The following is a 24,095-nucleotide window of genomic DNA, read 5'->3' as shown; positions in this document are numbered from 1 at the left end:
AAGGTTTAAGTTATAGAGTTATGCGCCTTTTCTGGCTTGCTAAATTTTGAAAGCCGCCATAAGGCGAAATAAGAATTAAATGCGCGGCTTTAGACCGCCTAACAGGATGTAAGGCAATGCGGGCTGTTCTGAGCTCTATTGGGGCGCTGTTAATTTCAGCCGCAATCCTGCTTGCGGGCGGAGGTTTGCTCTCCACATTGATCGCTATTCGCGCGGAAGCCGAGGGCTTTCCTCTTGTCGCAATTGGGCTTTTAACTTCGGCATATTTTGCAGGCTTTATTGGAGGCTGTATTGGAACGCCTTATTTGGTTAAACGTGTTGGCCATGTCAGGGTTTTCGCCGCATTATCAGCTTTGACGGCGGCGGCCACACTGACTCATGTTTTGCTAATCAATGTCCCGACATGGCTGATTTTGCGGGTCATTACGGGTTTCAGCTTTGCTGGGCTGTATATGCTGATTGAGAGCTGGATCAACGAACAAGCCCCGAATGAAAAAAGAGGGCAGGTCTTAGCCGTTTACCGTATGGTTGACTTAGGCGCAGTGACAGCCGGGCAGTTCATGCTGACTTTAGCAGACCCCAAAGATTTCGTTTTGTTTTCAATCGTAGCGATTTGTATTTCGATGGCGATATTTCCTATTTCAGTCTCAACCTCCAAAGCGCCTGTAGCGGTTTCGCAAACTTCGCTTAACTTGAAAAAACTCATCAAAACCTCTCCGCTTGCGGTTGCCGGGTGTTTTGCTGTGGGCTTGTCTAATGGCTCTTTCTGGGGTGTTGCGCCTGTCTTTGTAAAGCAGCTCGGCCATCCGATAATTGTTGTTTCGACATTTATGAGCCTCGCCATTGCCGCTGGGGCCTTTTTGCAATGGCCGGTCGGAGTTCTTTCGGATAAATTTGGGCGCCGTATAATGATTATTGTCATGTCAGTTCTCAGCGTAGGGGCGGGCGTCTTTCTTTGGCAATATGCACCTAAATCTCAAATGATGCTGCTCCTAGGCGGAGCCCTTTACGGCGCATTTGCCATGCAGCTCTTTGGTCTTTCGGCAGCTTTGGCAAATGACTATGCTGAGCCTCATGAATTCGTTGCGATTAGCGGCGGTTTGTTTCTAATCTACGGAATTGGCTCTGTTGTAGGTCCTTCTATTGCGCCAGTTATCATGTCGCTATACACCGCTTCGGCCATGTTTGCTTTTACGGCTGCTGTGCATGCCGGATTGGTGGTTTATGCTCTTTACCGTACATCTCAACGTAAACCAGCAGAAGGCGGAGATTACGTCAATGTCGCGCGTCCGCGTTCCATGATGCTGATTTTGCGAACGGATCCACGTAACCTTCTAAAGCGGAAGAAAAAGTTATAAGCGCTCTTGGTGCGGTGAGTGACCGAATTGTGCTTTATAACAGCGTGAGAAATTTGAGGCTGAGTTAAATCCGCTTGCAAGTCCGATTTCCATGACTGACATGCCAGTTTGGCGCAGAAAATGCCGCGCCCGCTCAAGCCGTAAATTGAGGTAATATTTTCCCGGGGAGGTATTGAGCTGCGCTTTAAACAAGCGCTCTAACTGCCGCAATGATAGCTCTACTTTCTGAGCTAGCCTGACTAAAGATAGTGGCTCTTCTATATAAGCTTCCATATAGCCAATAGCTGCGAGGAGTTTGGGGTGATTGAGTCCAGTGCGGTGATCAATTGCCATGCGCTGATTATGATGAGGTTCTCGCACAAAATTATGCAGGAGTTGCTCAGCCACGTTTTGCGCCAGAGCATCACCATGATCAAGCCTTATAGAGTGTATCATCATGTCAATTGGGGCCGTCCCGCCCGAACATGTGTAACGTTTGCGATCAATTTCGAACAAGGTCGCTGTGATCTCAAGTGCCGGGTAAAGCTCTTTGAAAGTTTCAATATTCTCCCAATGTATGGTGCAGCGATGTCCTGTCAAAACGCCCGCATAAGCTAAGGCTTCTGAGCCTGTGCACACAGACCCAATCGGCATGCCTTTTCGATTAAACCGTCTTATTTCTGCACTTAATTGAGGCGTTAAAAAACGGCGGGGGCGCAAGCCTGCACAGATAAATATCACATCACAATCCGTGATATCAGAAGATGCATTATCGGGTGTTATTGTCACCTGATTGCTGGCTTTCACGGGCTGCCCGTCAAGGCTCAGGGCTTGCCAGTCATAAAGAGGTTTTCGGCTGAGGCGATTGGCAGTGCGCAAAGGTTCAATACAGGCCGTAAAGGCCATCATTGAAAAATCAGGTATCAGAATGAAACCGATTTTCTGGCTTCGATTATGTGGTCCTTGGCCAAACATTAATGTGAAACAAACTCTGTATAGCTGTGTTTGGGCGATGGGTTAGTGAGCATGATACAACAGCCGTTCTTCATAGGGATAGGGCGTTAGGTTTTCATATCCATCCTCGGTTATCAGGATTTGATTTTCAAGTTTCACGCCGTCAATGCCGCCGACTTTACCTATATAAGCCTCAACGCATAATGTCATACCAGGCTGTAATTCACCTTCAAATGCTCCTTCTATGAAGTGGTCTTCATAATAAATACTGGGATACTCATCGCATAATCCGACACCATGCATTTTCACACAATATTTTTGATCTTGAAACGCTTCAGGTAAAACATGACCTTTAAATGTGAGTTCATTAAATGAAATGCCCGGTTTTAGTAGGGTTGTATTTTCGTTGATGTGATCATAGGCTATTTGGTAACAATCTTTCTGCTCGGCTGTTCCGTTGCCATCGCCTACCAACCAGGTGCGCGACATGTCACAGCACATTCCGTAAAGCCCGATCAAGTCAGTATCAAAAGCCAAGAGCTCTCCGTCTTTTATGATCCGAGGGCCAGCTTCCTGCATCCAAGGATTTGTTCGGGGGCCGGAAGAAAGAATGCGCGTTTCTATCCATTCTCCGCCGCGCGCAATATTTTCATGGTGAAGCACCGCCCAAAGCTCAACTTCAGCAAGTCCCGGCTCTAAAGCTTCATGCATCTTCTTAACGGCAAGTTCGCAGGCTGCAGCCGCGCATTTCATGGCTTTTATCTCATCGGGGCCTTTGATTAGGCGCGCCTGTTCCATGATGGGTTGTCCCGGAACATAGTAGATATTTTTATCCTGAAAGCTTTGGGAGATAGCTATATCCATACGATCAATAGCGATGCGGCCTTCACAGCCATGTTGCGCCATCACATCTTTTATTTCTTGCGCGAACTTTGAGCCTTGAGAAGCTTCTTCTGCGCCATGTTCAAAATAGAAGGCTCCGGCCCCACTGCGTACTTCGTTTATTAAAGGCAGGTGCTTGGTCATATGCTCGCAATGCACAAAATCCCACAGCACAATATAACCCTCTGAGCTAATGAAGGCGGCGCGGGCGAGATTATGCAGGGTCCAGACTTGCATATTCATCGAATCTGTGGCGTAGCGAATATTGATAGGGTCAAATAATAACATCCCTCCAAGGCGGTGTTTTCGAAGTTCTGCCATGATGCGGCCTCTGCGATAGTGACGCATTTTCGCAAGATCAGGCAGAGATAACCCTAGTTCCGCTAGTTCTGTCATCGCTCGCAAGGTCGGGCCTATTTCGGGGCTATCAAATGAAGCGCGGCGGGCTTCTATATCCGCTTGAAATTGAGGTCCGATTTTACGGCGTAACTCTGATGGCGGTCTTGTCAAAGGCGTTTGCGAAAATCTCATAGCAAAGCAGATACAGCAATTGGCCATGGAGGCGTATAGCTGCTGTCTTGAATGAGAGAACCATTCAAATTTATTATTCCATTCATAAGTGCAGGTGCGATTTCAGGTGCTAAAGGCCTGTATGAGGAAAAATCGGCTACGTCGTTTTTTGTAAACTATTTGACGTTTATTGAAAAGTTATATGCTTTTTTTTCTCTAGTTTTAAATAAAATTACGATAGGCTTTCAGGCATGACACAACAGAACCTCCCGGCACCTGGTGCAGCAGATATTGATATTGCGCGCGCCGCTAAAATGAAGAGTCTCTTGCCTTTGGCGGAAGAAAAGCTTGGCATTCCCGCTGAAGCCCTCGTGCCTTATGGCCATTACAAAGCAAAGCTATCTTTAGATTATATTGACAGCCTAAAAGATAAGCCAAACGGGAAATTAGTGCTTGTAACAGCAGTAACGCCAACACCAGCTGGCGAGGGTAAAACGACAACCTCTGTTGGCCTGAATGACGGACTTAACCGTATCGGCGTTAAGTCTATGGTCTGCCTTAGAGAGCCTTCTTTGGGTCCTTGCTTTGGTATGAAGGGTGGGGCTGCGGGAGGCGGACGTGCTCAGGTTCTACCAATGGAAGATATTAATCTTCATTTCAACGGGGATTTTCACGCCATTACGTCTGCGCATTCTCTGATTTCAGCGATGCTGGATAATCACATGCAGTGGGGCAATGAGCTAGATATTGACCCGCGCCGTATCACGTGGCGCCGCGTCGTTGATATGAATGACCGCGCGCTTCGCCATATCGTGATGGGGCTTGGCGGTCCAACTCAGGGTATTGTTCGCGAAGGCGGGTTTGACATTACAGTCGCGTCAGAGATTATGGCGATTTTCTGTCTGGCGACGGATCTGAAAGATCTTCAAAAGCGCATTGGCGACATCATTGTGGCGAAGACGTCAAAGAAAAAACCCGTGACGGTGCGAGATATTGGCGCTGATGGCGCTGTTACTGTTCTGCTCAAAGATGCGTTTCAGCCAAATCTTGTGCAATCGATTGAGCATAATATGGCCTTTATACATGGCGGGCCTTTCGCCAATATCGCTCATGGCTGTAACTCAGTTGTGGCGACACAAACTGCGCTTAAGATGACAGATGTTGTTGTCACAGAAGCAGGATTTGGCGCTGATTTGGGCGCAGAGAAATTTCTCGATATTAAATGCCGTCAATCAGGTCTTCGTCCTGATGCCGTTGTTCTCGTTTGCACAATTCGAGCTATGAAGATGCAAGGCGGGGTTCCGAAAAATGAGTTAGGGCCACAAAACATTGAAGCTGTCCGTGAGGGTTGCGTCAATGTCGAGCGTCATATCCAAAACCTGAAGAAATTTGGTCTGACGCCTGTGGTATCAATCAATCACTTTATCCATGATACAGATGAGGAAATCGCCGTAGTCAAAGAAATTTGCGATCAAGAAAATGTTCCCATGGTGATAGCGCGTCATTGGGCCGAAGGCGGCGCGGGGGCTGAAGATCTTGCAAAAGCCGTTCAGGCAGAGCTTGAAAAACCCAAGCCATCTGTCACTCTGATGTATGATGATACTGACAAGCTTGCAGTTAAAGTCGAAAAAGTCGCAAAGGAAATCTACCGCGCTGAAAGTGTTGTGATTAGCGCTGCAGCCAAAACAACATTCCGCCAGGTTGAAAAAATGGGATTCGGTCACTTACCGATTTGTATTGCCAAGACACAATCCAGTTTTTCGACAGACCCTAAAAAACTAGGGGCAACATCAGGCCATACCGTCGAAGTTCGTGAGGCCACACTAAACGCAGGTGCGGGTTTCGTCGTGGCTATTTGTGGAACGATTATGCGCATGCCTGGTCTGCCGCGCCATCCCGCTGCATTGGATATTGGTCTTGATGAAGACGGACAAATCGTCGGCCTTGCATGATGAGATTCGGTAAAGGAGATTATTTATGAGCGATCAAGATGAAGAGATTATCCTAAAGGATTTGGACGACACTGAGCTCGTGGCTCAAATGATGGATGATCTCTATGATGGGATGATTCCAGAGGTCACAGAGGGCACGCAAATCCTGCTCGACCGCGGTTGGGATGCGAATATGGTTCTCAATGATGCTTTGGTTGAGGGGATGCGTATTGTCGGCGTTGACTTTAGAGACGGTATTCTTTTTGTGCCGGAGGTTCTACAAAGCGCCAATGCGATGAAGGGCGGGATGAACCTGCTGCGTCCTATCCTTGCGGCCAGTGAAAATAACTCTAGCGTTGGGAAATACGTTATCGGGACGGTTAAAGGTGATATTCACGATATCGGCAAAAACCTTGTCGGGATGATGCTTGAAGGCGCCGGTTTCGAGGTCATTGATTTGGGTATTAATACGCCAGTCGAAGAATATCTTGCCGCTATAGATGAACATGAGCCAAATATCCTAGGCATGTCAGCGCTTCTAACAACAACTATGCCTTACATGGGCGTTGTTATTGAAGAGCTGGATAAACGTGGTATTCTCAAAGAGTTACCTGTTATGGTGGGCGGCGCGCCGCTTAATCAAGAATTTGCAGATGCCATTAATGCCCACACTTATGGCCGCGATGCGGCGATGAGTTCTGAACTCGCCAAAGCCATTATGGGTAAGAACAGATAGTCCGTTGTGAGATCCGGCTCCCAACATAAGACACTTATTCTGGCTTGCGGTGCATTGGCCAAGGAGCTTGTTCATTTGTTAGGGCAAGTGAGCCAAGAAGCAGAGCTAAAATGTTTGCCGGCAGGTTATCACAATCATCCTGAAAAGATCGTTCCTGGTCTTAAAGCAATTTTGGACGAATGCGCAGCGCGGTACAACACTATTCTGATTGGCTATGGTGATTGCGGTACAGGCGGCGGTTTGGATAGGTTACTTAAAAGCTATCCAAATGCGACGCGTCTACCGGGCGCGCATTGCTATGCATTCTACTCCGGACTAAATAATTTCGATCATATGATGGAAGCAGAGTTAGGGACATTTTTCTTGACCGATTATTTGGTGCGTCATTTCGAGACTTTGATTATCAAGGGCATGGGCATAGACAGATACCCTAATCTGATTGACACTTATTTCGAGCATTATAAGAAATTGACTTATTTGGCGCAGACCGAGGATGAGGACTTGCAAGTTCAAGCCCAAGAGGCTGCCCATAAATTAGGCCTGTCTTATAACTATCATTTCACAGGTTATGGTGAGCTTGAGGCGGCTATCACATCATTTGGCTTAGAGGTCAAAAATCAAGAAAGCATGAGCCATGTATAAGGTGCGTCTTTGGTCTGTGCGTCGTTCACGCTTTATGGAAGGGCTCTATAATACTGTGAACCCAGCTATTATTGCCGTGTTAAAGGGCGTCACAAAAGTCTTTGGCAAAAAGTTAGATAAACCCATCACGGCGGCAGAAGCGGGACTGAAAGGTTTTCTGTTCGATTGCCAGATGTGCGGAAATTGCGCTTTATCCAAAACAGGCATGAGCTGTCCGATGAATTGCCCCAAAACTATTCGTAATGGACCCTGTGGAGGTGTTCGCCCTAATGGTATGTGCGAAGTCAAACCTGAGATGCGCTGTGTTTGGGTCGCGGCTTGGGATGGTGCCTCGCGAATGAAAGACGGAGATGCTATCAAATCCATCGATTTTGCAGTTGATCACCGTGAAAAAGGAACATCCACTTGGCTTAAATTAGCGCGTGAAGAACTCGCTGAGGACACCAAATGATAGAAGAAATTCCAAATGTTGAAACGCTTGGAACTAATCCTGGCGATCCGCTTCCGCAGCTTCCGGGGCATGTGTCGCATGGCCGCTTTGAGCGCGTTTTAAGAGCAGGGCATTTTGCTGTCACAACAGAGATTGCTCCGCCTGATTCAGCTGACCCTGATGAAGTCCTCACGCGGGCCTCTTTGTTTGATGGGTATGTTGACGCCATTAATGCGACGGATGGATCGGGCGCGCATTGTCATATGTCCAGTCTTGCTGTTTGCGCTATTCTTACGCGTGCGGGGTATTCTCCAATATTACAAATATCCTGTCGCGACAGAAATAGAATTGCGATTCAAGGTGATACATTGGGCGCTGCGGCATTGGGAGTTTGTAATGCTTTATGCCTTTCAGGTGATGATGTTGGTGCTGGCGATCATCCTGAGGCGAAACCCGTTTTTGATTTTGATAGTGTGTCGCTGACGCGAACCTTAAGAGTGTTACGTGATGAGTCGCGTTTTCTAAGTGGACGTAAACTTGATCTCGCGCCTAAATTATTTATCGGCTCGTCTATTAATCCTTTTGTGCCGCCTATCCCGAACAGAGTCGATCAACTCGCTAAAAAGATTGAGGCAGGAGCAGAATATATTCAATCACAATATTGTTTTGATATGGATATCCTTAAGGAGTTTATGAAGAAAGCCGTCGATATGGGGCTAACTGAGAAAGCCTATATTCTTATTGGCGTGGGTGTTTTACCTTCAGCCAGAACCGCAAAATGGATGCGCGCAAATGTACCGGGCGTCCATATTCCCGATGCGATCATTAAACGCCTCGAAGGCGCAGATAAGCCTTTGCGGGAAGGACGCAACATCTGCGTCGAAATCATGCAGCAGCTCAAAGAGACATCTGGCGTAAGCGGTGTTCACGTCATGGCTTACCGCCAAGAAAAATGGGTCAAAGATGTTGTAAAACGTTCAGGCGTTTTAGATGGACGCGTGCCATGGGCACCGGAAACAGCAGAGATTAATTAGGATTATAAAATGGCACGAACGATATTAGCGTCAGCGACCAAAGAACATGTGATCGGTTTTGATCAACCTTTCACGATGATTGGAGAGCGCATAAACCCGACGGGACGAAAGCTGTTTTCCAAAGAACTTAAAGAGTTTAACTATTGGCGCGTGAAGAAAGAGGCGCTCGCTCAAGTCGAAGCCGGCGCTCAAATTCTGGACGTCAATGTAGGTGTGCCTTTGGCTGATGAACCACTTATCATGTCAGAAGTTATTCCTTTGATTCAAAGCTTAACGGATGTACCTCTGTGTATTGATAGCTCCGTGATGGATGCTTTGGAAGCAGGCCTCAAAGTTTACAAAGGACGCCCGCTGCTAAACTCAACTACTGCGGAAGAAGAAGTGATGGAACGTATTTTGCCGCTTGTCGCAAAATACGATTGCGCCGTCGTCGCCATTTCAAATGATGATACAGGGATTTCAGAAGATCCTGATGTTCGCTTCGAAGTGGCCAAACGCATCGTCAACCGCGCGGCGGATTTCGGCATTAAACCCGAAGACGTGGTGGTTGATCCTTTGGTAATGCCAATTGGCGCAGTAAATAGTGCAGGCACAGATGTGTTTAAATTGGTTGGGCGTTTACGGTCCGAATTGGGCGTAAATACGACCTGTGGTGCATCTAATGTCGCCTTTGGTTTGCCAGAACGCCATGCAATTAATAATGCATTTTTACCCATGCTGGCTGCAACAGGCATGACATCAGCTATTGTTAATCCTCTTCATGAGGGCTTAGTGCCAGCTGTCAGAGCCGCAGACGTTTTAAACGGTGTTGACCCGAGCTGCGCGAACTGGATTAAAAATTATCGTCCTGCTCCTGCAGAAGGGACAGGCGAAGGCGCTCGCCGCGGTAGAGGAGGCCGTCGTCGCCGCGGTTAAGACATATACGGGTAAATGCCTTTGCGGCGCGGTTTCTTTTAGCGCTGAGGGACTGTCGGATATTTGGTATTGTCATTGTAAGCAATGCCAACATCTGACGGGCCTCTATATCGCGGCTGCTGGAGTGAAGCGGGATCATCTGACCATCAGTGGCGATGTGAATTGGCTCCCTATTTCCGAGGCCTCCAAATCTGGGCATTGCGGCTCATGCGGCAGTTATATGTTTTGGGATGAAGCGGCCCGCGATACTGTAAGTGTATTGGCAGGAAACCTAGATGATACTGAGGGCCTGTCCGTTAAAGGTCATATCTTTGTAAAAGATAAGGGGCCTTATTACGAAATCACTGACGGCTTGCCGCAATTTGAGGGGTTTCCGCCCCAAGGCACGCGCGGGGAAACATTATAATTAGCGCAGAAAAGACACGCGCTTATAGGGAGAAAAGATATGGCTAGACGCGCTAGATCAGGAGGCCGTGCCGGCCGTGCCGCTGCGAGAGGGGCTGAGGCTCCGCCTCGCGACCCTTATATTAAACGCAATATTCCAACTTATTCTGTCCTCAACGATACAGATCTTGCACAGCTTGAGCATAATGCGGATACGCTCCTCGAAGAGGTCGGACTTGAAATCCAAGAAGACCCCGAGTCTATTGATTACTTTGTCAAAGCGGGCGCAAAAGCGGATGGTGACCGCGTGCGCTTTCCAAGGGGTATGTGCCGCGAAATTATTCAAGCGACGGCTCCGAAAGAGTTTACCCAATTTGCGCGTAACCCCGCTAATAATGTTCAAATTGGAGGTAATAATACAGTTCTTGTTCCGGCTTACGGGCCGCCTTTTGTCTATTCAAAAGAGGGCGGGCGGCGTTACGCCAATATTGAAGATTTCCGCAATTTTGTGAAACTCGCCTATATGTCGCCTAATCTGCATCACAGCGGCGGGACGGTGTGTGAGCCCGTAGATTTGCCCGTGAACAAGCGTCATTTTGATATGAATTACAGTCATATCAAATATTCAGACAAAGCTTTTATGGGGTCTGTGACCCAGCCTGAGCGCGCGATCGATACAATTGATATGGCCAAGATTGTTTTTGGTGACGATTTCGTTGAAGAGAATTGCGTTTTGGTCAACCTCATCAACGCGAATTCACCCATGACATGGGACCGCGTTATGTTAGGCGCGCTGAAGAACTACGCACGATCAGGGCAATGCGCCATGCCAAGCCCTTTTGTGGTTTCAGGCGCGATGTCGCCAGTCACAGCCGCAGGTGTTGCGGCGCAAAGTTTGGCCGAAGGCTTAGCGGGTATGGCGCTGACGCAACTGGTTCGTCCTGGAGCGCCCGTGATCTACGGAAACTTTGTGACGTCTATGTCAATGCAAACAGGCGCGCCGACATTCGGGACACCAGAAGCGTCGCTGATTATCAATATGAGCGCTGCCTTGGCCCGGCGTTTGGGCGTGCCTTTCCGGTCTGCGGGCGGGTTTAATGCGTCCAAGATCCCTGACGCTCAAGCTGGTTATGAGGCCGCGAATTCCTTACAAACAGGCCTAATGGCAGGCGTGAACTTTATGCTACATACGGCGGGTTGGCTTGAGGGCGGTCTGGCTATGGGCTATGAGAAATTTATCATGGATGCTGACCAAGCTGGTATGATGGCGAAATTTGCGAAAGGCGTAGATATGTCAGCTAATGGTCAAGCCATGGACGCGATTGCCGAAGTCGGACCGGGACAGCATTTCCTAGGCTGTGAACATACCCAAAAGAATTTCAAAACAGCGTTTTATCAGTCCAATGTGTCAGACAATAGTAGCTTTGAGCAATGGGTCGAAGACGGCAGTCTGTCAGCTGAGGATCGCGCTGAGAAAGTTTATAAAACCATGTTGAATGAATATGTCGCGCCGGAGCTTGACCCTGATATTGATGCGCGTCTTTTAAAATACATGGAAGAGCGTAAGGCCAGCTTCCCTGATAGTAATATTAGCTAAGCACGTTTTCTGCGGTGTGAATGAGAGATTCTAAGAATGACCCTGCCGAGCTTCGCGGGGTCAAAAGCTGAATTTCAGTCTCGCTATATTTTATGACAATGACAGCGATATGATGCGCTGATGTACGGCTTGTAAAGCCCTCTGGAGCTTGCCGTAAATTAAGCGGAATAAAGCGCTCAAGCACATCATATAGAGCTGTGCTTTTGGAGGTCTTTGCCTTTATGTCAATTGAGGCCCAACCATCGCTTTGCAGCGTTGTATAAGCAGATGGGCCCATCTTCTTGGCGATATCTTTATCAGCATTTATATTCTCGCCCTCAAGCAAGATTAAATACTGTTCGAGGGAAGACCAGATCGCATAGCCGCCTTTAACGGCCATGAGCTGTGAAGGCTCAGGCGGGGCCTTGCCAAATGTCTTTTTAAAGGCGGTTTTAAAAGCGCTCTCTTCTTCACGGGCAATAGCCAAAGAGATAAGTTCCCCAATATAATGCTCTTCTATCGTCAAGCCAGGCCAGTGTTTTGAGAAACTCTCAAGGGGCAGAGTGGGTGATAATTTAGGCACGCAGACGCTCTCCCTTTGGATCAAAGAAATGCGGGCTTACAACTGTTACATCAACATGACTATTTCCCATAAGATGGCTGGCTTGAATAACTTCCCCAAGACGATTTTGTCCATTTTTGAGAAAACCTAATCCAATATAAGTCTTTAACATGGGGGACCATGCGACTGAACTCATATAGCCATGATCCGTTTCAGGGGAGGGGGCTGTTCCCTTGGGAATAAAGTGAGCCCCATTTGTTAATTTGTCTTTCGGGTTCACTGGAATAAAGCCGACCATTTGCAATGCCTCTTCAGAAACCAGTCCTTCACGCTGTGATAATACTTTTCCGATGCAGTCTTTCTTTTTAGAGACGAAGCCGCCAAGCCCTAGGGCATTGGCTGTCGTTGTTCCGTTTAATTCATTACCGGCGGCATGACCTTTCTCAATTCGCATAACACCGAGTGCTTCTGTGCCGTAGAGAACGGCGTCAAATGCTTCGCCTTGATGCATCATTTCGCGGATAAGCGTGTCGCCGTAACGGGCAGGAACGGAGATTTCATAAGCGAGTTCCCCTGAGAAAGAAAGACGGAAGAGACGCGCTCGTATGCCGCCGCAAATCGTAATTTCACCGCAAGCCATATAAGGGAAAGCTTCATTCGAAATATCAAATTTTGGATCAACGATTTTTTCTAGAAGTTTGCGCGAATTTGGACCGGCCACGGAGTATTGCGCCCATTGATCTGTCGTCGAAATTAGATGAACATCCATATCGGGATAAAGGCATTGCCGCACATATTCTAGATGCCTGAAGACGGGGCCCGCTTTGGCCGTGGTTGTCGTCATTACAAAATGCGTCTCTGAGAGCCGCGCTGTTGTGCCGTCATCCATGGCTATTCCGTCCTCGCGCAACATCAATCCGTAACGACATTTGCCGACTTTAAGAGTAGAGAATGTATTGACGTAAACCTTATTAAGAAACTTTCCTGCATCACGGCCCTGCACATCAATCTTACCGAGGGTCGTAACGTCACAAATACCAACAGAGTTGCGCGTCATGAGGACTTCACGATCAACGCTGTCGCGCCACCCTTTTTCACCTTCGCGGGCAAGCCATTGCGAACGTTTCCAATAACCTGCCTCAATAAAAGTTGCGCTATTTTCAGCGACATATTTATGGGAGGGCGTCAGCCTTGTTGGTTTGAAGTGTTGCCCGCGATGCGTCCCTGCAAAAGCGCCTATTGGAACAGGTGTATAGGGAGGCCGAAAAATCGTGGTCCCCGTTTCAGGAATACTCTGCCCGATGGCGTCCGCCAAGACGGCTAAGCCGACAACATTAGAGGTTTTGCCTTGATCTGTTGCCATACCTAATGTGGTGTAGCGTTTAACATGCTCAACAGACGAAAAGCCTTCTTGGTGCGCGAGGGTAATATCTTTGGCTGTCACATCATTTTGGAAATCGACCCAAGCCCGCTTTGTACCTTTGACATGCCAAAAAGCAGAAATCTTGACAGGCGCGTCTTCCGTTTGCGGAAGTTCTGATGCTTTCACCCCTAGCTTTTCACAGATGTCATTGGCGTCCATAAAGGCGCCATGGGTTGAGAACTTTCCATTGGCTGCCCCGATAACAGACATGTCAGATGGAAGCGTATGTGTATCTGGCACGAAACAGCTCAGGGCTTCATCCCATTTCGGGCGGCCTCGCTTATGGCAGGTCAAATGCACGTTAGGATTCCAGCCACCAGATACAGCCAGATGGTTGGCAGCAACATTTTCACCTGTGTTGAGCGTGACGGAACGCACGCCCTTTCGGCCCCCAACATCCATGACATAGTCGCCGTTGCGCGTGTCGAAAATATGCGCGGCATCTGTCCGTAATCCGTCATCATTATTCGTCAGAAGAGCCGTGTTTTCCAATTCAATGCCGAAGCGGTTTTTATAGCTCCGCACAGCACTCGCAAGCATGACGCCAGGACGGTCATTATTCGCAAAGGCGATAGGACGCTCAGTCGCTCCCGCCGCTAATATGGATGAGTTGGCATAGATGCGCCAAAGTATATGACGGGGCTTCGCGATGCCTATCTTATCCGTCGTGGTTTCAAGGCCACCATAAATGCCGTGATCATAAACCCCATAAATGGCGGTGCGAGGCATCAGGCGAACATTGGGGAGTGACTCTAGAGTTTTAAGTGTTTGCTCGACCCATGTCAGAGCAGGGGCGGCGTCAATCTCATAAGTTTCAGAGAGTAATCGTCCGCCCATGCGAAAATCATCATCCGCTAAAATAATATGCTTTCCTCCCAGACCAAGATTTAAAGCTGATTGCAGGCCAGCGGGCCCGGCCCCAATGATTAGAACATCGCAATGTAAAAACCCTTTATCATAACTGTCAGGGTCAACGGCTTTAGAGAGCGTTCCAAGTCCAGCTGCGCGGCGAATAACAGGCTCATAGAGCTTTTCCCAAAAAGCTTTGGGCCACATAAATGTCTTGTAGTAAAATCCTGACGCCAGAAAAGGATGCATAAAGTCATTAATGGCAAGCGCATCAAAATTAAGAGTCCCCATATGATTTTGGCTTCTAGCGTCTAGTCCCTCAAATAATTTAATGGTCGTTGCGCGGCGATTAGGCTCGCAGGTTCCCGCGCCATGAATTTCTACAAGCGCATTTGGCTCTTCGCTGCCTGCGCCCATAATGCCGCGTGGACGATGATATTTAAAGCTCCGGCCTACAATGCGAACCTTATTCCTAAGCAGGGCTGAGGCCAGCGTATCGCCTTCAAACCCTTGATAGGCCTTGCCATTAAAGGTGAAATTTAAAGTCTTTGTTGTATCAATGAGGCTCATTTTTGAGCCCTCGCAACATCACGCGCTAATTCAACTTTTGTTATGTCATGGGTCAGCGTGTTGCGTGTGACGACTAACCAAGATCTATCGCCTTGCTCGTGATACCAAAGTTCTCTGTGTTCACCCATCGGGTTGTCTCTTAAATATTGATAGCTGTAAAAGTCATCTGCCGCCGTTTCCGATTTAGGGTTGGGACGGTTCATAAGCGATGCATCGCCCAAATAGACAAATTCGGAGGCATCGCGAGGGCCAAGAAGAGGGTGGTGAATAATCATCAGTGAAGATTAGGCTGAGCGCCCTGCCCCTTTTCATCGATCATATAACCCCGTGCAAAACGATCCAGACGATAAGCTTTTGCTGTCTCGTGATAACTATCAGTTGCAAGCAAATGAGCAAAACTATAGCCGCTGGCCGGGGTCGCTTTGAAGCCGCCATAACACCAGCCGCCATTAAAATAGAGACCGTCAATATGGGTCTTATCTATAATGGGTGAGCCGTCCATAGACATATCCATAATACCGCCCCACATTCGAAGCATTCTGGCTTTTCCGATCATGGGCATTACGCTCATGCCGCCTTCGCAGACATCTTCGACAACGGGTAAGTTTCCGCGCTGTGCATAGGAATTATAGCCGTCAATATCCCCGCCAAAAACAAGACCGCCTTTATCGGATTGGCTGACATAAAAGTGACCTGCGCCATAAGTGATAACACCATCAAGCAAAGGTTTCAGGCCTTCACTGACAAAGGCTTGTAGGACGTGGCTTTCGATAGGTAGGCGCATGCCCGCCATGGCCATGACGCGCCCCGAATTTCCAGCAACAGCAACGCCGACTTTCTTTGCGCCGATGCGGCCGCGCGTTGTTTGGACGCCGTGGCACCGTCCTTCTTTGATATCAAATCCTGTCACTTCGCAATTTTCAATAATATCGACGCCTCTTTTATCAGCGGCATGAGCATAACCCCAAGCCACAGCATCATGACGGACCGTCCCGCCGCGCGGCTGTAAAAGCCCTCCGCGTATAGGAAAACGGGCATCGTCAAAATTAAGGAATGGGTACATTTTTCGCACGCCTTCTGCCGTAAGGAGTTGAGCGTCAGCGCCGTTTAAAAGCATGGCATTACCGCGCCGTATGTAGGCGTCGCGCTGAGGGTCTGTATGATAGAGGTTTAAAACGCCGCGCTGACTAACCATTGCATTATAATTGACGTCTTGCTCAAGCCCTTCCCAGAGCTTTAGTGAAAATTCGTAAAAGGCTTCATTTTCATGGAGCATATAATTTGAGCGGATTATGGTTGTATTCCGTCCAACATTTCCGCCGCCTATCCACCCTTTTTCCAATACGGCTATGCGTTTTTGATCAAATTTTGAGGCGAGATAATGGGCAGTGGCCAGTCCGTGTCCACCGCCGCCAACAATAACGATGTCATATTCAGGCAAAGGCTCAGCTTTGTGCCATACAGGTTTCCAGCCTTTATGACCCGTTATGGCCTCTTTTAAAATGCGAAATGCAGAATAACCCATTAGGAGAGCTTAACGATAATGGGCATCGCCTCAATCCGTGTTCCCACTAATAAGACTTATTAAGCCTTATAAATAAGGGATATCAATATTGGCATTGACGGCGTTTGGCTCTAAACGCCTGTTATGACAAATTCTTCTTATTTTAAGCCGGCCACAATTGCTTTGCATACGGGTTACACACCTGAAAGCGACTATGGCTCGCGTGCCGTTCCCATTTATCAAACCACCTCATACGCTTTTGACAGCGTTGAGAGTGCGTCGAGCCTGTTTAATGTTGAACAGGGCGGACATATTTACTCGCGAATCTCAAACCCGACGGTTGCTGTATTGGAGCAGAGATTGGCGGCACTGGAAGGCGGAGCGGGGGCGATATGTACGGCGTCTGGGATGTCGGCTTTATTTGCCACTTTTATTTCACTTTGCTCGGCAGGAGATCACATTGTGTCTTCAGAGCAGATATATGGCTCAACAGCGACCACGCTACGTTACACACTTAAGCGGTTTGGTATCACTACGGATTTCATCGATATCAATGATAGCAAAGCCCTTAAGGCCGCAATTAAACCTAATACGAAAATGGTCTTTTGCGAGTCGATTTCTAATCCTGGAATGCAGGTCTCGAACCTGCCCGAAATTTCCAAGGTGGCGAATGCGGCTGGTGTGCCTGTGGTGATAGACGCAACCTTTGCCACGCCCGCTCTGAACCGTCCTTTGGAACATGGCGCAAATATTGTGGTGCATTCTATCACCAAATGGATTGGCGGCCACGGGGCAGCTATTGGCGGCTGTATAATTGATGGCGGTAATTTTGATTGGGATAATGGCCGTTTCCCAGAAATGACAGAGCCTTATGCGCCGTTTCACGGAATGAAATTTTGGGAAGAATTTGGCCCCACAGCATTTGTAATGAAAATCCGTAGCGAAGCGATGAGGGATTTAGGCGCGGCCTTATCCCCACATAATGCTTTTCTGATTTTGCAAGGCGTAGAAACACTAGAATTGCGAATGCAAAAACATGTCGCCAATACGGCGATTTTGCGTGATTGGCTATCTGAACAGAAAGGCGTGACATGGGTAAGGCATCCTGAAATTGAAGCTGAGCCTCATGTGGCCGAGATGTTCCCGAAAGGCGCAGGATCTATGCTTTGCTTTGGCGTGACAGGGGGGCGCGAGGGCGGGGCGGCCTTTATTAACACAGTCTCCTTGGCGTCACATTTAGCTAATGTCGGTGATAGCCGCACATTAGTGCTGCACCCTGCCAGTACAACACATTCACGCCTGACCAAAGACGCGATGGAAGCGGCGGGCATCCCCGAAGATTTGATACGGGTTTCCGTAGGCTTAGAGGACTTTGCGGATATCAAAGCGGATTTTGCAAAAGGCCTTAAGGCCGCTTTACGGGCAGCGGGCTAATGGAAGTTACACTTAATAACGCGCCGGTTTATGTGGCGACAGGCGGCAAAGATTTCGACCCGAATTTACCAACTGTGTTGTTTTTGCACGGTAGCGGAGGTGATCATAGAACATGGGCGTTGCAAACGCGATGGTTTGCTTATCACGGCTATAGTGTTCTGGCGCCGGATCTTCCGGGACATAGTCTTTCGGGCGGCAAGGCTTTTACTTACATAGAGCAAAGCGGGCCATGGTTGGCAGAGTTTCTCGAAAAAACGGGCGTTAAACAAGCGCATATTGTTGGGCATAGCCAAGGGTTTTTAAGCGCTTTGGAGCTTTATAAAACAAAGCCTGATATGTGCACGTCCGTCTGCGCGATTGGGACGGCGGCCGCTATCCCCGTCAATCAAGCTTTGATTGACACCGCAAAGGAAAGTTCGGCCAAGGCCGCGCATATGATGTGCAATTGGGGATTTGGTCCCAGCGCGCATCAAGGCATCAGTTCCGTTCCGGGTATGCAGCCTATTGCGATTTCGCGCGCCATTATGAGCCAAAACCCACTTGCAGCTGACCTACAGGCTTGTGCAGATTATACAGGCGGTGACGATGTCGCGGCCAAGATTGATGTACCGCGCCATTGTATTCTGGCGAGCGCTGATAAAATGACGCCGCTGAGATCAGGCAAAGGCTTGGCCGAAAAAATGGGTGTTACTCCAACGGTCATTCAAGATTATGGCCATATGTTGCCACTCGAAGCGCCAAGACAAACTTTGGACGCACTTCGTAATTTTATTCAATCTGTTCAAGTTGAAAGCATTTAATATGAGTATTAAAAAAGTGGCCGTAATTGGCGCCGGAACAATGGGGGCAGGGATTGCCGGGCAAGCGGCAAATGCAGGGTGTGAGGTATTATTACTAGATTTGCCAAGCGAAGGTTCAGACGTAAATGCCTTAGCGCAAAAGGGTCTAGACCGCATTTCTAACCCTGCTGACCCTGGAATATTACATCCTGATATTGCGAGCCAGATCACCGTCGGAAATATCCGCGATGATTTTAACCGCTTGTCCGAATGTGACTGGATCGCCGAAGCTATTTTAGAACGTCTGGACCTTAAGAAAGGCCTTTATAAAAAGCTGGATGAGGTCTGCAAAGAGACAGCTATAGTCTCGTCCAACACATCAACCATACCCATTAAGTTATTGGTTGAAGATATGCCGCTTGCGTTCAGGAAACGCTTTGCGATTACTCACTTCTTCAACCCCGTTCGCTTTATGCCTTTGCTCGAACTCGTATCGGGTGAAGATACCGACCCTGAAATTATGCAAAAGCTTAATGAGTTTTGTGACAAAGATTTAGGCAAAGGTGTTGTAGTCTGCCGTGATACGCCGGGCTTTCTAGGCAATCGCGTTGGCTGTTATGCCATTCAAGCCGCGCTGCATACCGCCAATAATATGGGATTGTCTCCGCAAGAGGCCGACGCTGTTTTCGGACGTCCCATGGGCATTCCAAAAACAGGCGTCTTCGGCCTTTATGATCTCATTGGTATTGATTTGATGTCTGATGTCGCCAGCAGCCTTGTGTCTATCTTACCTGAAGGTGATGCGTTCCACGACGTTGGAAATAAATTGCCGCTCATGGAAAATATGATTGCCAATGGGCAGCGCGGACGCAAAACGGGGGCGGGATTCTACCGTATGCATCAAGGCGAAAAGCAAGTGATGGATTTACAGAGCGGAGAATACGCTCCGCTTAAAAAGATAGATATTCCCGTTGCGATGAAAGCGGAGAAAGAAGGCATTATCCATATGCTAGATGACGGCTCCAAGTACGGAGATTATGCTTGGCAAGTCATGTCTAATATTCTTGTTTATGCCGCTGGCCTTGTGCCTGAGGTTGGGGATAATGGTGTCGCTGTCGATGACGCTATGAAGATGGGGTATAATTGGATCAAAGGTCCTTTTGAATTGATTGACGAGATCGGTGCTGATTATTTAATTGCGCGCCTTGAATCTGAGCAGCGCGAAGTCCCAAAATTTCTACGAGAAGCGGCTGGGTCGTCCTTTTACGATGGCTTGAAAGCTCGGACACATGGCGGCGGATGGCAAGAAATTAAGCGCGCCGAAGGAACTTTAAGGTTTAATGATCGCCGAAAGACATTAACGGCATCCGGCTCTAATAGTGATGCAAGTTGGTATGAGATTGATGGTATCGCTCTGGTGGAGTTTCACTCCAAGGCTAACGCATTAGGCGCTGAATCAATGACTATCCTCGAGGCGGCTTTAGACGCTGTATCTGCCAATAATTTGAAAGGCCTCATCGTTCACAATGATGCCCAGCATTTTTCATGTGGCGTGAATTTGAACGTCGTGCGCTCTTTCTTTGAAGCTGAGAATTGGGACGGCCTTGATAAATTCTTAGCTCACTTCCAAAACACCGTTCATAGAATGGCGATCGCTGACTTCCCTGTCGTTGTTGCGCCTGTAGGCTTGTCCTTAGGAGGCGGGTTCGAAGTTGTGCTGCACGGTAAGCAGGTTATCTGTCATGCTAATTCCAATATGGGTCTTGTTGAATCCGGTGTGGGCGTAATCCCGGCAGGCGGCGGGTGTAAGGAAACACTTTACAGATGGATTGATAAAAAAGACGGCGACGTCGCGGCGGGCGCTTGGGAAGCTTTCATGTCACTTGGCTATGGTAAGACTGCAAGCTCGCCTTTGATAGCCGAAGAGATGGCGATGCTAAGAGAGAATGACCGCTTCGAGAATAATCGGGACCGCCTTTTGGGCGAAGCCATTGCGGCTGTTGAAAGCGGCGCGGAGCAAGCCGCTTTTACGCGCGATCCAATTGCCATGGCTGGACGGGACGAATTTGCTAAGATGGTCAAATGGGCCGAGGATATGCATGCCAAAGGCAAATTGTTTAAACACGATGTTTTCGTTTCAACACAAATTGCAGAGATCGTGACGGGCGGTGATATTGACCCTGGAACCCTATGGTCAGAGCAAGACCTATACGATGCGGAACGCCGCGCCTTTCTAAGGCTTGCGAAAACGCCGGAAACACAGGAGCGCATTCGAACACTTCTCGATAATGGTAAAGCAGTGAGGAATTGATGCCACAAGCTTATGACGATCTTCCCAAAACGGGCGCTAATTTTGTCCCATTAACGCCGCTGTCCTTTCTGGAGCGCACGGCTGATATTTACCCTGACCGTGAGGCCCTTGTCTATAATGACAGGCGGTATAATTGGCAGCAAGTTCGAGCGAGGTGCAGACGAGTCGCCTCCGGCCTGAATAAGCGCGGTATTGGCATGAATGATACGGTTTCTGTTCTGGCCTATAATACGCCTGAGATGTTTGAGCTTCAATTTGCCGTAGGAATGGCCGGGGCTGTACTTAACACAATTAACACACGCCTTGATGCAGCAACGATTGCTTACATTATTGATCACGCGGAAACGAAGTTATTTATTCTCGACCGTGAATTATGGCCCGTTGTTAGCGATGCTCTTGAGCAATGTCATGTATCGCCAGAGCTTGTCTTTATTGATGATAGTTCAGCCGCCGTGAAGCCTAACCTTCCAGATGACGTCGTGACTTATGAAGATCTAATAGCCCAGGGTGACCCTGACTATCGGGGCGAAACGCTGGCGGATGAATGGCAGGCCTTTTCTTTGAACTACACATCGGGCACAACTGGCCGTCCCAAAGGTGTTGTTTATCATCATCGCGGCGCGTATCTGATGGCTATGGGAACTGTCCCGTCTTGGGGACTTCCGCAGCATCCGCAATATCTTTACATCGTGCCCATGTTTCATTGCAATGGCTGGGGTCATGCTTGGACGATGACTTTACTTGCGGGAACGACAATCTGTCTTCGCGCCATCACCCCAAAGGCCGTGTTTGATTTAATCGAGCAGCATGATGTCACGCATTTTGGCGGCGCGCCTATCGTTCTAAACATGCTTGCAAATACGCCGGATGAAGAAAAGCCAAAGCTTGAAAGGCCCATTCAAGTCATGACGGCAGGCGCTCCGCCGCCGGCCAGTGTTTTAGAAGCCATGGCTAATATGAATTTTAATGTGCTACATGTTTACGGTTTGACGGAAACTTACGGCCATGTTCTGCAGGCCGCGCCGCAATCTGCGTGGAACGAGAGGTCCATAAAGGAGCAATCCGAGTTAAAGTCACGTCAAGGGGTTCGCTTTGCCAATACCGAAGCGGCAGATGTTTTGGACGAAGAGGGTAATTCTGTGCCCCATGATGGAAAGACGATGGGCGAGATTGTTATCCGCAGCAATGTTGTGATGAAAGGATATTTAAAAGATAAAGCGGCAACGGCTGAGGCTTTTAAGGATGATTGGTTTGTATCCGGTGATCTGGGCGTTATTTATCCGGATGGCTATATTCAGCTCAGAGATCGCGCAAAGGATATCATCATATCGGGCGGAGAAAATATATCCTCTGTCGAAGTTGAGAACACTTTATATAAACACCCCGCTGTAGATGTTGCGGCGGTTGTGGCTATGCCAGATCAAAAATGGGGTGAAGTCCCTTGCGCTTTTGTCGAGCTGAAAAGTGAGGCCACAGAAGCCGAACTCATCGATTTTTGCGGAGACAATATGGCAAGGTTTAAACGCCCCAAAAAAGTTGTCTTTGGCGAGTTACCTAAAACCGCAACAGGTAAAATTCAGAAAAAAGAGCTAAGGGATCGCGCGCTTAAGCTTTAATAAAAGCCTCATCCCAAGCTGGGCGGCGAAACACTTCTTCAAGCATAGGGCGGAAATGCTCTAAGTTTTCAGTTGGGTAATTGGGGTCAAATGAAGTTTGGTCCCAATCGCGGCAAAATTTTTCAGCGGCCTCAAAATAGGGGCTGTCTTTATATTTTTGACGTTCTTCGGGGTTAAGTCCGACCTTGTCGGCATAATATTTATACTGAAAAATACCGTGATGCTGTACCGTCCAAGAGCATTCCTCGCGGACATAAGGTTTGACAATCGCTGCGGCTAGGCTGTCATGATTATGGGGGGCGAGATCATCCCCCAAATCATGAATGAGCGCGCAGACAATCCAATCCACATCCGCGCCGTTCCGTTCTGCTCTCGTAGCAGTTTGAAGGCTGTGCTCGAGACGATCAATCTTATAACCTGATAAAGAGTTTTTAAGACCTGAAAGCCGCTTCATAATTCTGTTGGGGAGGTCATGTGCGAAGTCGGCTTCATGTTTAGCCAAAAACGCATAGTCGTCACGAGTGCCATCCTGCATTTTTGTAAAAGAAACGGTTTTCATCTAATCCTCACGTATCACAGACGTAACATTACGACCATTTGCTAGCATACGAAAGAGGCTAGCCGGACCGTCATGGTCAATATAACAGCCTTGCAAGTGGCGGTGCCCTTGCGCTCCGTTAAAAGCGGTTCGCCCATGCAACAAGCGATAATTATCCATCATCAACAGTGTACCCGATCTGAAAGGAAAACTAATTTGGAAGTCTTCGCTATTACTCATTTTATGAAGCCTGCTGCGTCCCGCATAAAAATGTGTGAGTGTCTCAATATCCAAAGCCGGAACGTAGTCCAACCGTGATGAGAGGCGAATATGCCGAATAATACCATCGTGATCTCTTTCAATTATAGGTCCGTGGTGTTCTAATATCGCGGATGGACCTTCATAGCGAAAGCGGACATCGACTTTTTCCAAGATATCAGCTTGCTGCGCATTTTCTTTCCGTAAGGCTTGCGCGATTGCCATGCCGTCGACCAATGTGGAAAGCCCGCCTGACACTTCATTTCTAAGACAATGCAGAAACTGAATACCCGGTACGGGCTTGCGATAAGGATTGTCCGTATGAGACGCTAAGGCTACATCTGTATAGGCGAGGTCTGAGGGGTTAGGTTTGGTTTCAACGTTGAAAAGCTCGCCGAAGTTAGTTTCTCTTAGGTATCCGAAACGTCTTGAAAGCCGTTTTAGACTATCCGTTTCAACAGGCGTGTTTTGAAAAATACAAAAGCCATATGTAAAATACGCATCCAGCGCTTTTCCAAATATATTTGCCTCATAAAGGTCAGGCCAATTAAACTCCGGCAGGTCTTTGAGATTAGCCGTCCAGCTTTTTGGTTTAGGCAAGCTTTCTGAATTTTCCTGCCAGGATATTTCTTTCAAAACCTCCGATAATGTGAGTTTTAATATCGGCCCGTCACTAAATTCAAGCTTTAGGCTTTCCTCATTTTGATCACCAATTTTATATATGCGTAAGTCCTGCGGTAGTTCGGCATGTTCGTAAAGACGTTGATGACTGATGGGGTCGAATATAGCAGGCCCGCTTACGCGCTCTCTGACCCAGAGAGGGTGCAAAATAATAGAAGTCCTATCACTTTGAAGTTTAAGTCCGCCGGACTCTTCATCAAGGGTAACATGGGTCATATAGCATGGCTCGCGAATAGACT

At 48.2% G+C, this 24,095-nt stretch carries 21 protein-coding genes; 13 read left to right on the top strand and 8 right to left on the bottom strand.

From position 1 onward, the window contains the following. Positions 1 to 116 precede the first annotated feature (116 nt). Complete coding sequence (locus F569_RS0105015) at positions 117 to 1,358, top strand: MFS transporter (protein WP_026941308.1); 1,242 nt, start codon at positions 117 to 119, stop codon at positions 1,356 to 1,358. Here F569_RS0105015 and F569_RS0105010 read toward each other — a convergent pair. Then, positions 1,353 to 2,312, bottom strand: a complete 960-nt coding sequence (locus tag F569_RS0105010; RefSeq protein ID WP_026941307.1) for a GlxA family transcriptional regulator — start codon at positions 2,310 to 2,312, stop codon at positions 1,353 to 1,355. The genes F569_RS0105015 and F569_RS0105010 overlap by 6 nt on opposite strands. A gap of 42 nt (positions 2,313 to 2,354) precedes the next feature. Next, a complete protein-coding gene (locus tag F569_RS0105005; RefSeq protein ID WP_084168796.1) occupies positions 2,355 to 3,704 on the bottom strand; it encodes a M24 family metallopeptidase in 1,350 nt (449 codons plus the stop codon). A gap of 230 nt (positions 3,705 to 3,934) precedes the next feature. Here F569_RS0105005 and F569_RS0104995 point away from each other — a divergent pair, with 230 nt between their 5' ends. The 8 genes from F569_RS0104995 to F569_RS0104960 are packed head-to-tail and all read left to right on the top strand — an operon-like array spanning position 3,935 to position 11,352. Next, the gene (locus tag F569_RS0104995) at positions 3,935 to 5,635 is read left to right on the top strand and encodes a formate--tetrahydrofolate ligase (protein WP_026941304.1); all 1,701 of its coding nucleotides are present in this window, start codon (positions 3,935 to 3,937) and stop codon (positions 5,633 to 5,635) included. A 25-nt stretch (positions 5,636 to 5,660) separates the two neighbouring features. After that, entirely contained in the window at positions 5,661 to 6,350 is a 690-nt protein-coding gene (locus F569_RS0104990) for a corrinoid protein (protein WP_026941303.1), read from the top strand. Between the two features lie 6 nt (positions 6,351 to 6,356). After that, a complete protein-coding gene (locus F569_RS0104985; protein WP_026941302.1) occupies positions 6,357 to 6,992 on the top strand; it encodes a DUF1638 domain-containing protein in 636 nt (211 codons plus the stop codon). Further along, a complete protein-coding gene (locus tag F569_RS0104980; RefSeq protein ID WP_026941301.1) occupies positions 6,985 to 7,443 on the top strand; it encodes a methylenetetrahydrofolate reductase C-terminal domain-containing protein in 459 nt (152 codons plus the stop codon). The genes F569_RS0104985 and F569_RS0104980 overlap by 8 nt, the downstream gene beginning before the upstream one ends. Next, on the top strand, positions 7,440 to 8,456 hold the full coding sequence (locus F569_RS16570; protein ID WP_051279335.1) for a methylenetetrahydrofolate reductase: 1,017 nt from the start codon (positions 7,440 to 7,442) through the stop codon (positions 8,454 to 8,456). Before F569_RS0104980 ends, F569_RS16570 begins: the two co-directional genes overlap by 4 nt. 9 nt (positions 8,457 to 8,465) lie before the next feature. Continuing rightward, a complete protein-coding gene (locus F569_RS0104970) occupies positions 8,466 to 9,371 on the top strand; it encodes a methyltetrahydrofolate--corrinoid methyltransferase (RefSeq protein WP_026941300.1) in 906 nt (301 codons plus the stop codon). Continuing rightward, positions 9,262 to 9,777 carry a GFA family protein gene (locus tag F569_RS19960; RefSeq protein WP_084168794.1) on the top strand — a complete coding sequence of 172 codons (516 nt, stop codon included), beginning with the start codon at positions 9,262 to 9,264 and terminating at the stop codon, positions 9,775 to 9,777. Before F569_RS0104970 ends, F569_RS19960 begins: the two co-directional genes overlap by 110 nt. 39 nt (positions 9,778 to 9,816) lie before the next feature. After that, positions 9,817 to 11,352, top strand: a complete 1,536-nt coding sequence (locus F569_RS0104960; protein ID WP_026941299.1) for a trimethylamine methyltransferase family protein — start codon at positions 9,817 to 9,819, stop codon at positions 11,350 to 11,352. Here F569_RS0104960 and F569_RS0104955 read toward each other — a convergent pair. Genes F569_RS0104955 through F569_RS0104940 form a run of 4 tightly spaced genes read right to left on the bottom strand, consistent with a single transcriptional unit; the run spans position 11,345 to position 16,260 of the window. Further along, the gene (locus F569_RS0104955) at positions 11,345 to 11,914 is read right to left on the bottom strand and encodes a sarcosine oxidase subunit gamma (RefSeq protein WP_026941298.1); all 570 of its coding nucleotides are present in this window, start codon (positions 11,912 to 11,914) and stop codon (positions 11,345 to 11,347) included. The two genes, F569_RS0104960 and F569_RS0104955, sit on opposite strands and share 8 nt — an antisense overlap. Then, positions 11,907 to 14,735 carry a 2Fe-2S iron-sulfur cluster-binding protein gene (locus F569_RS0104950; protein WP_026941297.1) on the bottom strand — a complete coding sequence of 943 codons (2,829 nt, stop codon included), beginning with the start codon at positions 14,733 to 14,735 and terminating at the stop codon, positions 11,907 to 11,909. The genes F569_RS0104955 and F569_RS0104950 overlap by 8 nt, the downstream gene beginning before the upstream one ends. Continuing rightward, the gene (locus tag F569_RS0104945) at positions 14,732 to 15,010 is read right to left on the bottom strand and encodes a sarcosine oxidase subunit delta (protein WP_026941296.1); all 279 of its coding nucleotides are present in this window, start codon (positions 15,008 to 15,010) and stop codon (positions 14,732 to 14,734) included. The genes F569_RS0104950 and F569_RS0104945 overlap by 4 nt, the downstream gene beginning before the upstream one ends. Beyond that, on the bottom strand, positions 15,010 to 16,260 hold the full coding sequence (locus tag F569_RS0104940) for a sarcosine oxidase subunit beta family protein (RefSeq protein ID WP_026941295.1): 1,251 nt from the start codon (positions 16,258 to 16,260) through the stop codon (positions 15,010 to 15,012). The genes F569_RS0104945 and F569_RS0104940 overlap by 1 nt, the downstream gene beginning before the upstream one ends. Before the next feature lie 123 nt (positions 16,261 to 16,383). Between F569_RS0104940 and F569_RS0104935 the strand changes: the two genes are divergently transcribed. Genes F569_RS0104935 through F569_RS0104920 form a run of 4 tightly spaced genes read left to right on the top strand, consistent with a single transcriptional unit; the run spans position 16,384 to position 22,379 of the window. Beyond that, a complete protein-coding gene (locus F569_RS0104935; RefSeq protein WP_026941294.1) occupies positions 16,384 to 17,673 on the top strand; it encodes an O-acetylhomoserine aminocarboxypropyltransferase/cysteine synthase family protein in 1,290 nt (429 codons plus the stop codon). Beyond that, positions 17,673 to 18,473, top strand: a complete 801-nt coding sequence (locus F569_RS0104930) for an alpha/beta fold hydrolase (protein ID WP_026941293.1) — start codon at positions 17,673 to 17,675, stop codon at positions 18,471 to 18,473. Before F569_RS0104935 ends, F569_RS0104930 begins: the two co-directional genes overlap by 1 nt. Position 18,474: 1 nt before the next feature. Continuing rightward, entirely contained in the window at positions 18,475 to 20,763 is a 2,289-nt protein-coding gene (locus F569_RS0104925) for a 3-hydroxyacyl-CoA dehydrogenase/enoyl-CoA hydratase family protein (RefSeq protein ID WP_026941292.1), read from the top strand. Then, positions 20,763 to 22,379 carry a long-chain-fatty-acid--CoA ligase gene (locus F569_RS0104920; protein WP_026941291.1) on the top strand — a complete coding sequence of 539 codons (1,617 nt, stop codon included), beginning with the start codon at positions 20,763 to 20,765 and terminating at the stop codon, positions 22,377 to 22,379. Before F569_RS0104925 ends, F569_RS0104920 begins: the two co-directional genes overlap by 1 nt. Here F569_RS0104920 and F569_RS0104915 read toward each other — a convergent pair. Both F569_RS0104915 and F569_RS16560 read right to left on the bottom strand, forming a co-directional pair. Next, positions 22,369 to 22,938, bottom strand: coding sequence for an HD domain-containing protein (locus F569_RS0104915; protein WP_026941290.1), 570 nt, complete (start codon positions 22,936 to 22,938; stop codon positions 22,369 to 22,371). The genes F569_RS0104920 and F569_RS0104915 overlap by 11 nt on opposite strands. Then, the gene (locus tag F569_RS16560) at positions 22,939 to 24,072 is read right to left on the bottom strand and encodes a TauD/TfdA family dioxygenase (protein ID WP_051279331.1); all 1,134 of its coding nucleotides are present in this window, start codon (positions 24,070 to 24,072) and stop codon (positions 22,939 to 22,941) included. Positions 24,073 to 24,095: the final 23 nt, after the last annotated feature.

Origin of the sequence: Hellea balneolensis DSM 19091, assembly GCF_000428525.1 — a bacterium.
GTDB classification, from domain to species: domain Bacteria; phylum Pseudomonadota; class Alphaproteobacteria; order Caulobacterales; family Maricaulaceae; genus Hellea; species Hellea balneolensis.
Note: the sequence above shows the minus strand (reverse complement) of the source record. Positions and strands in the feature narration are given on the sequence as shown.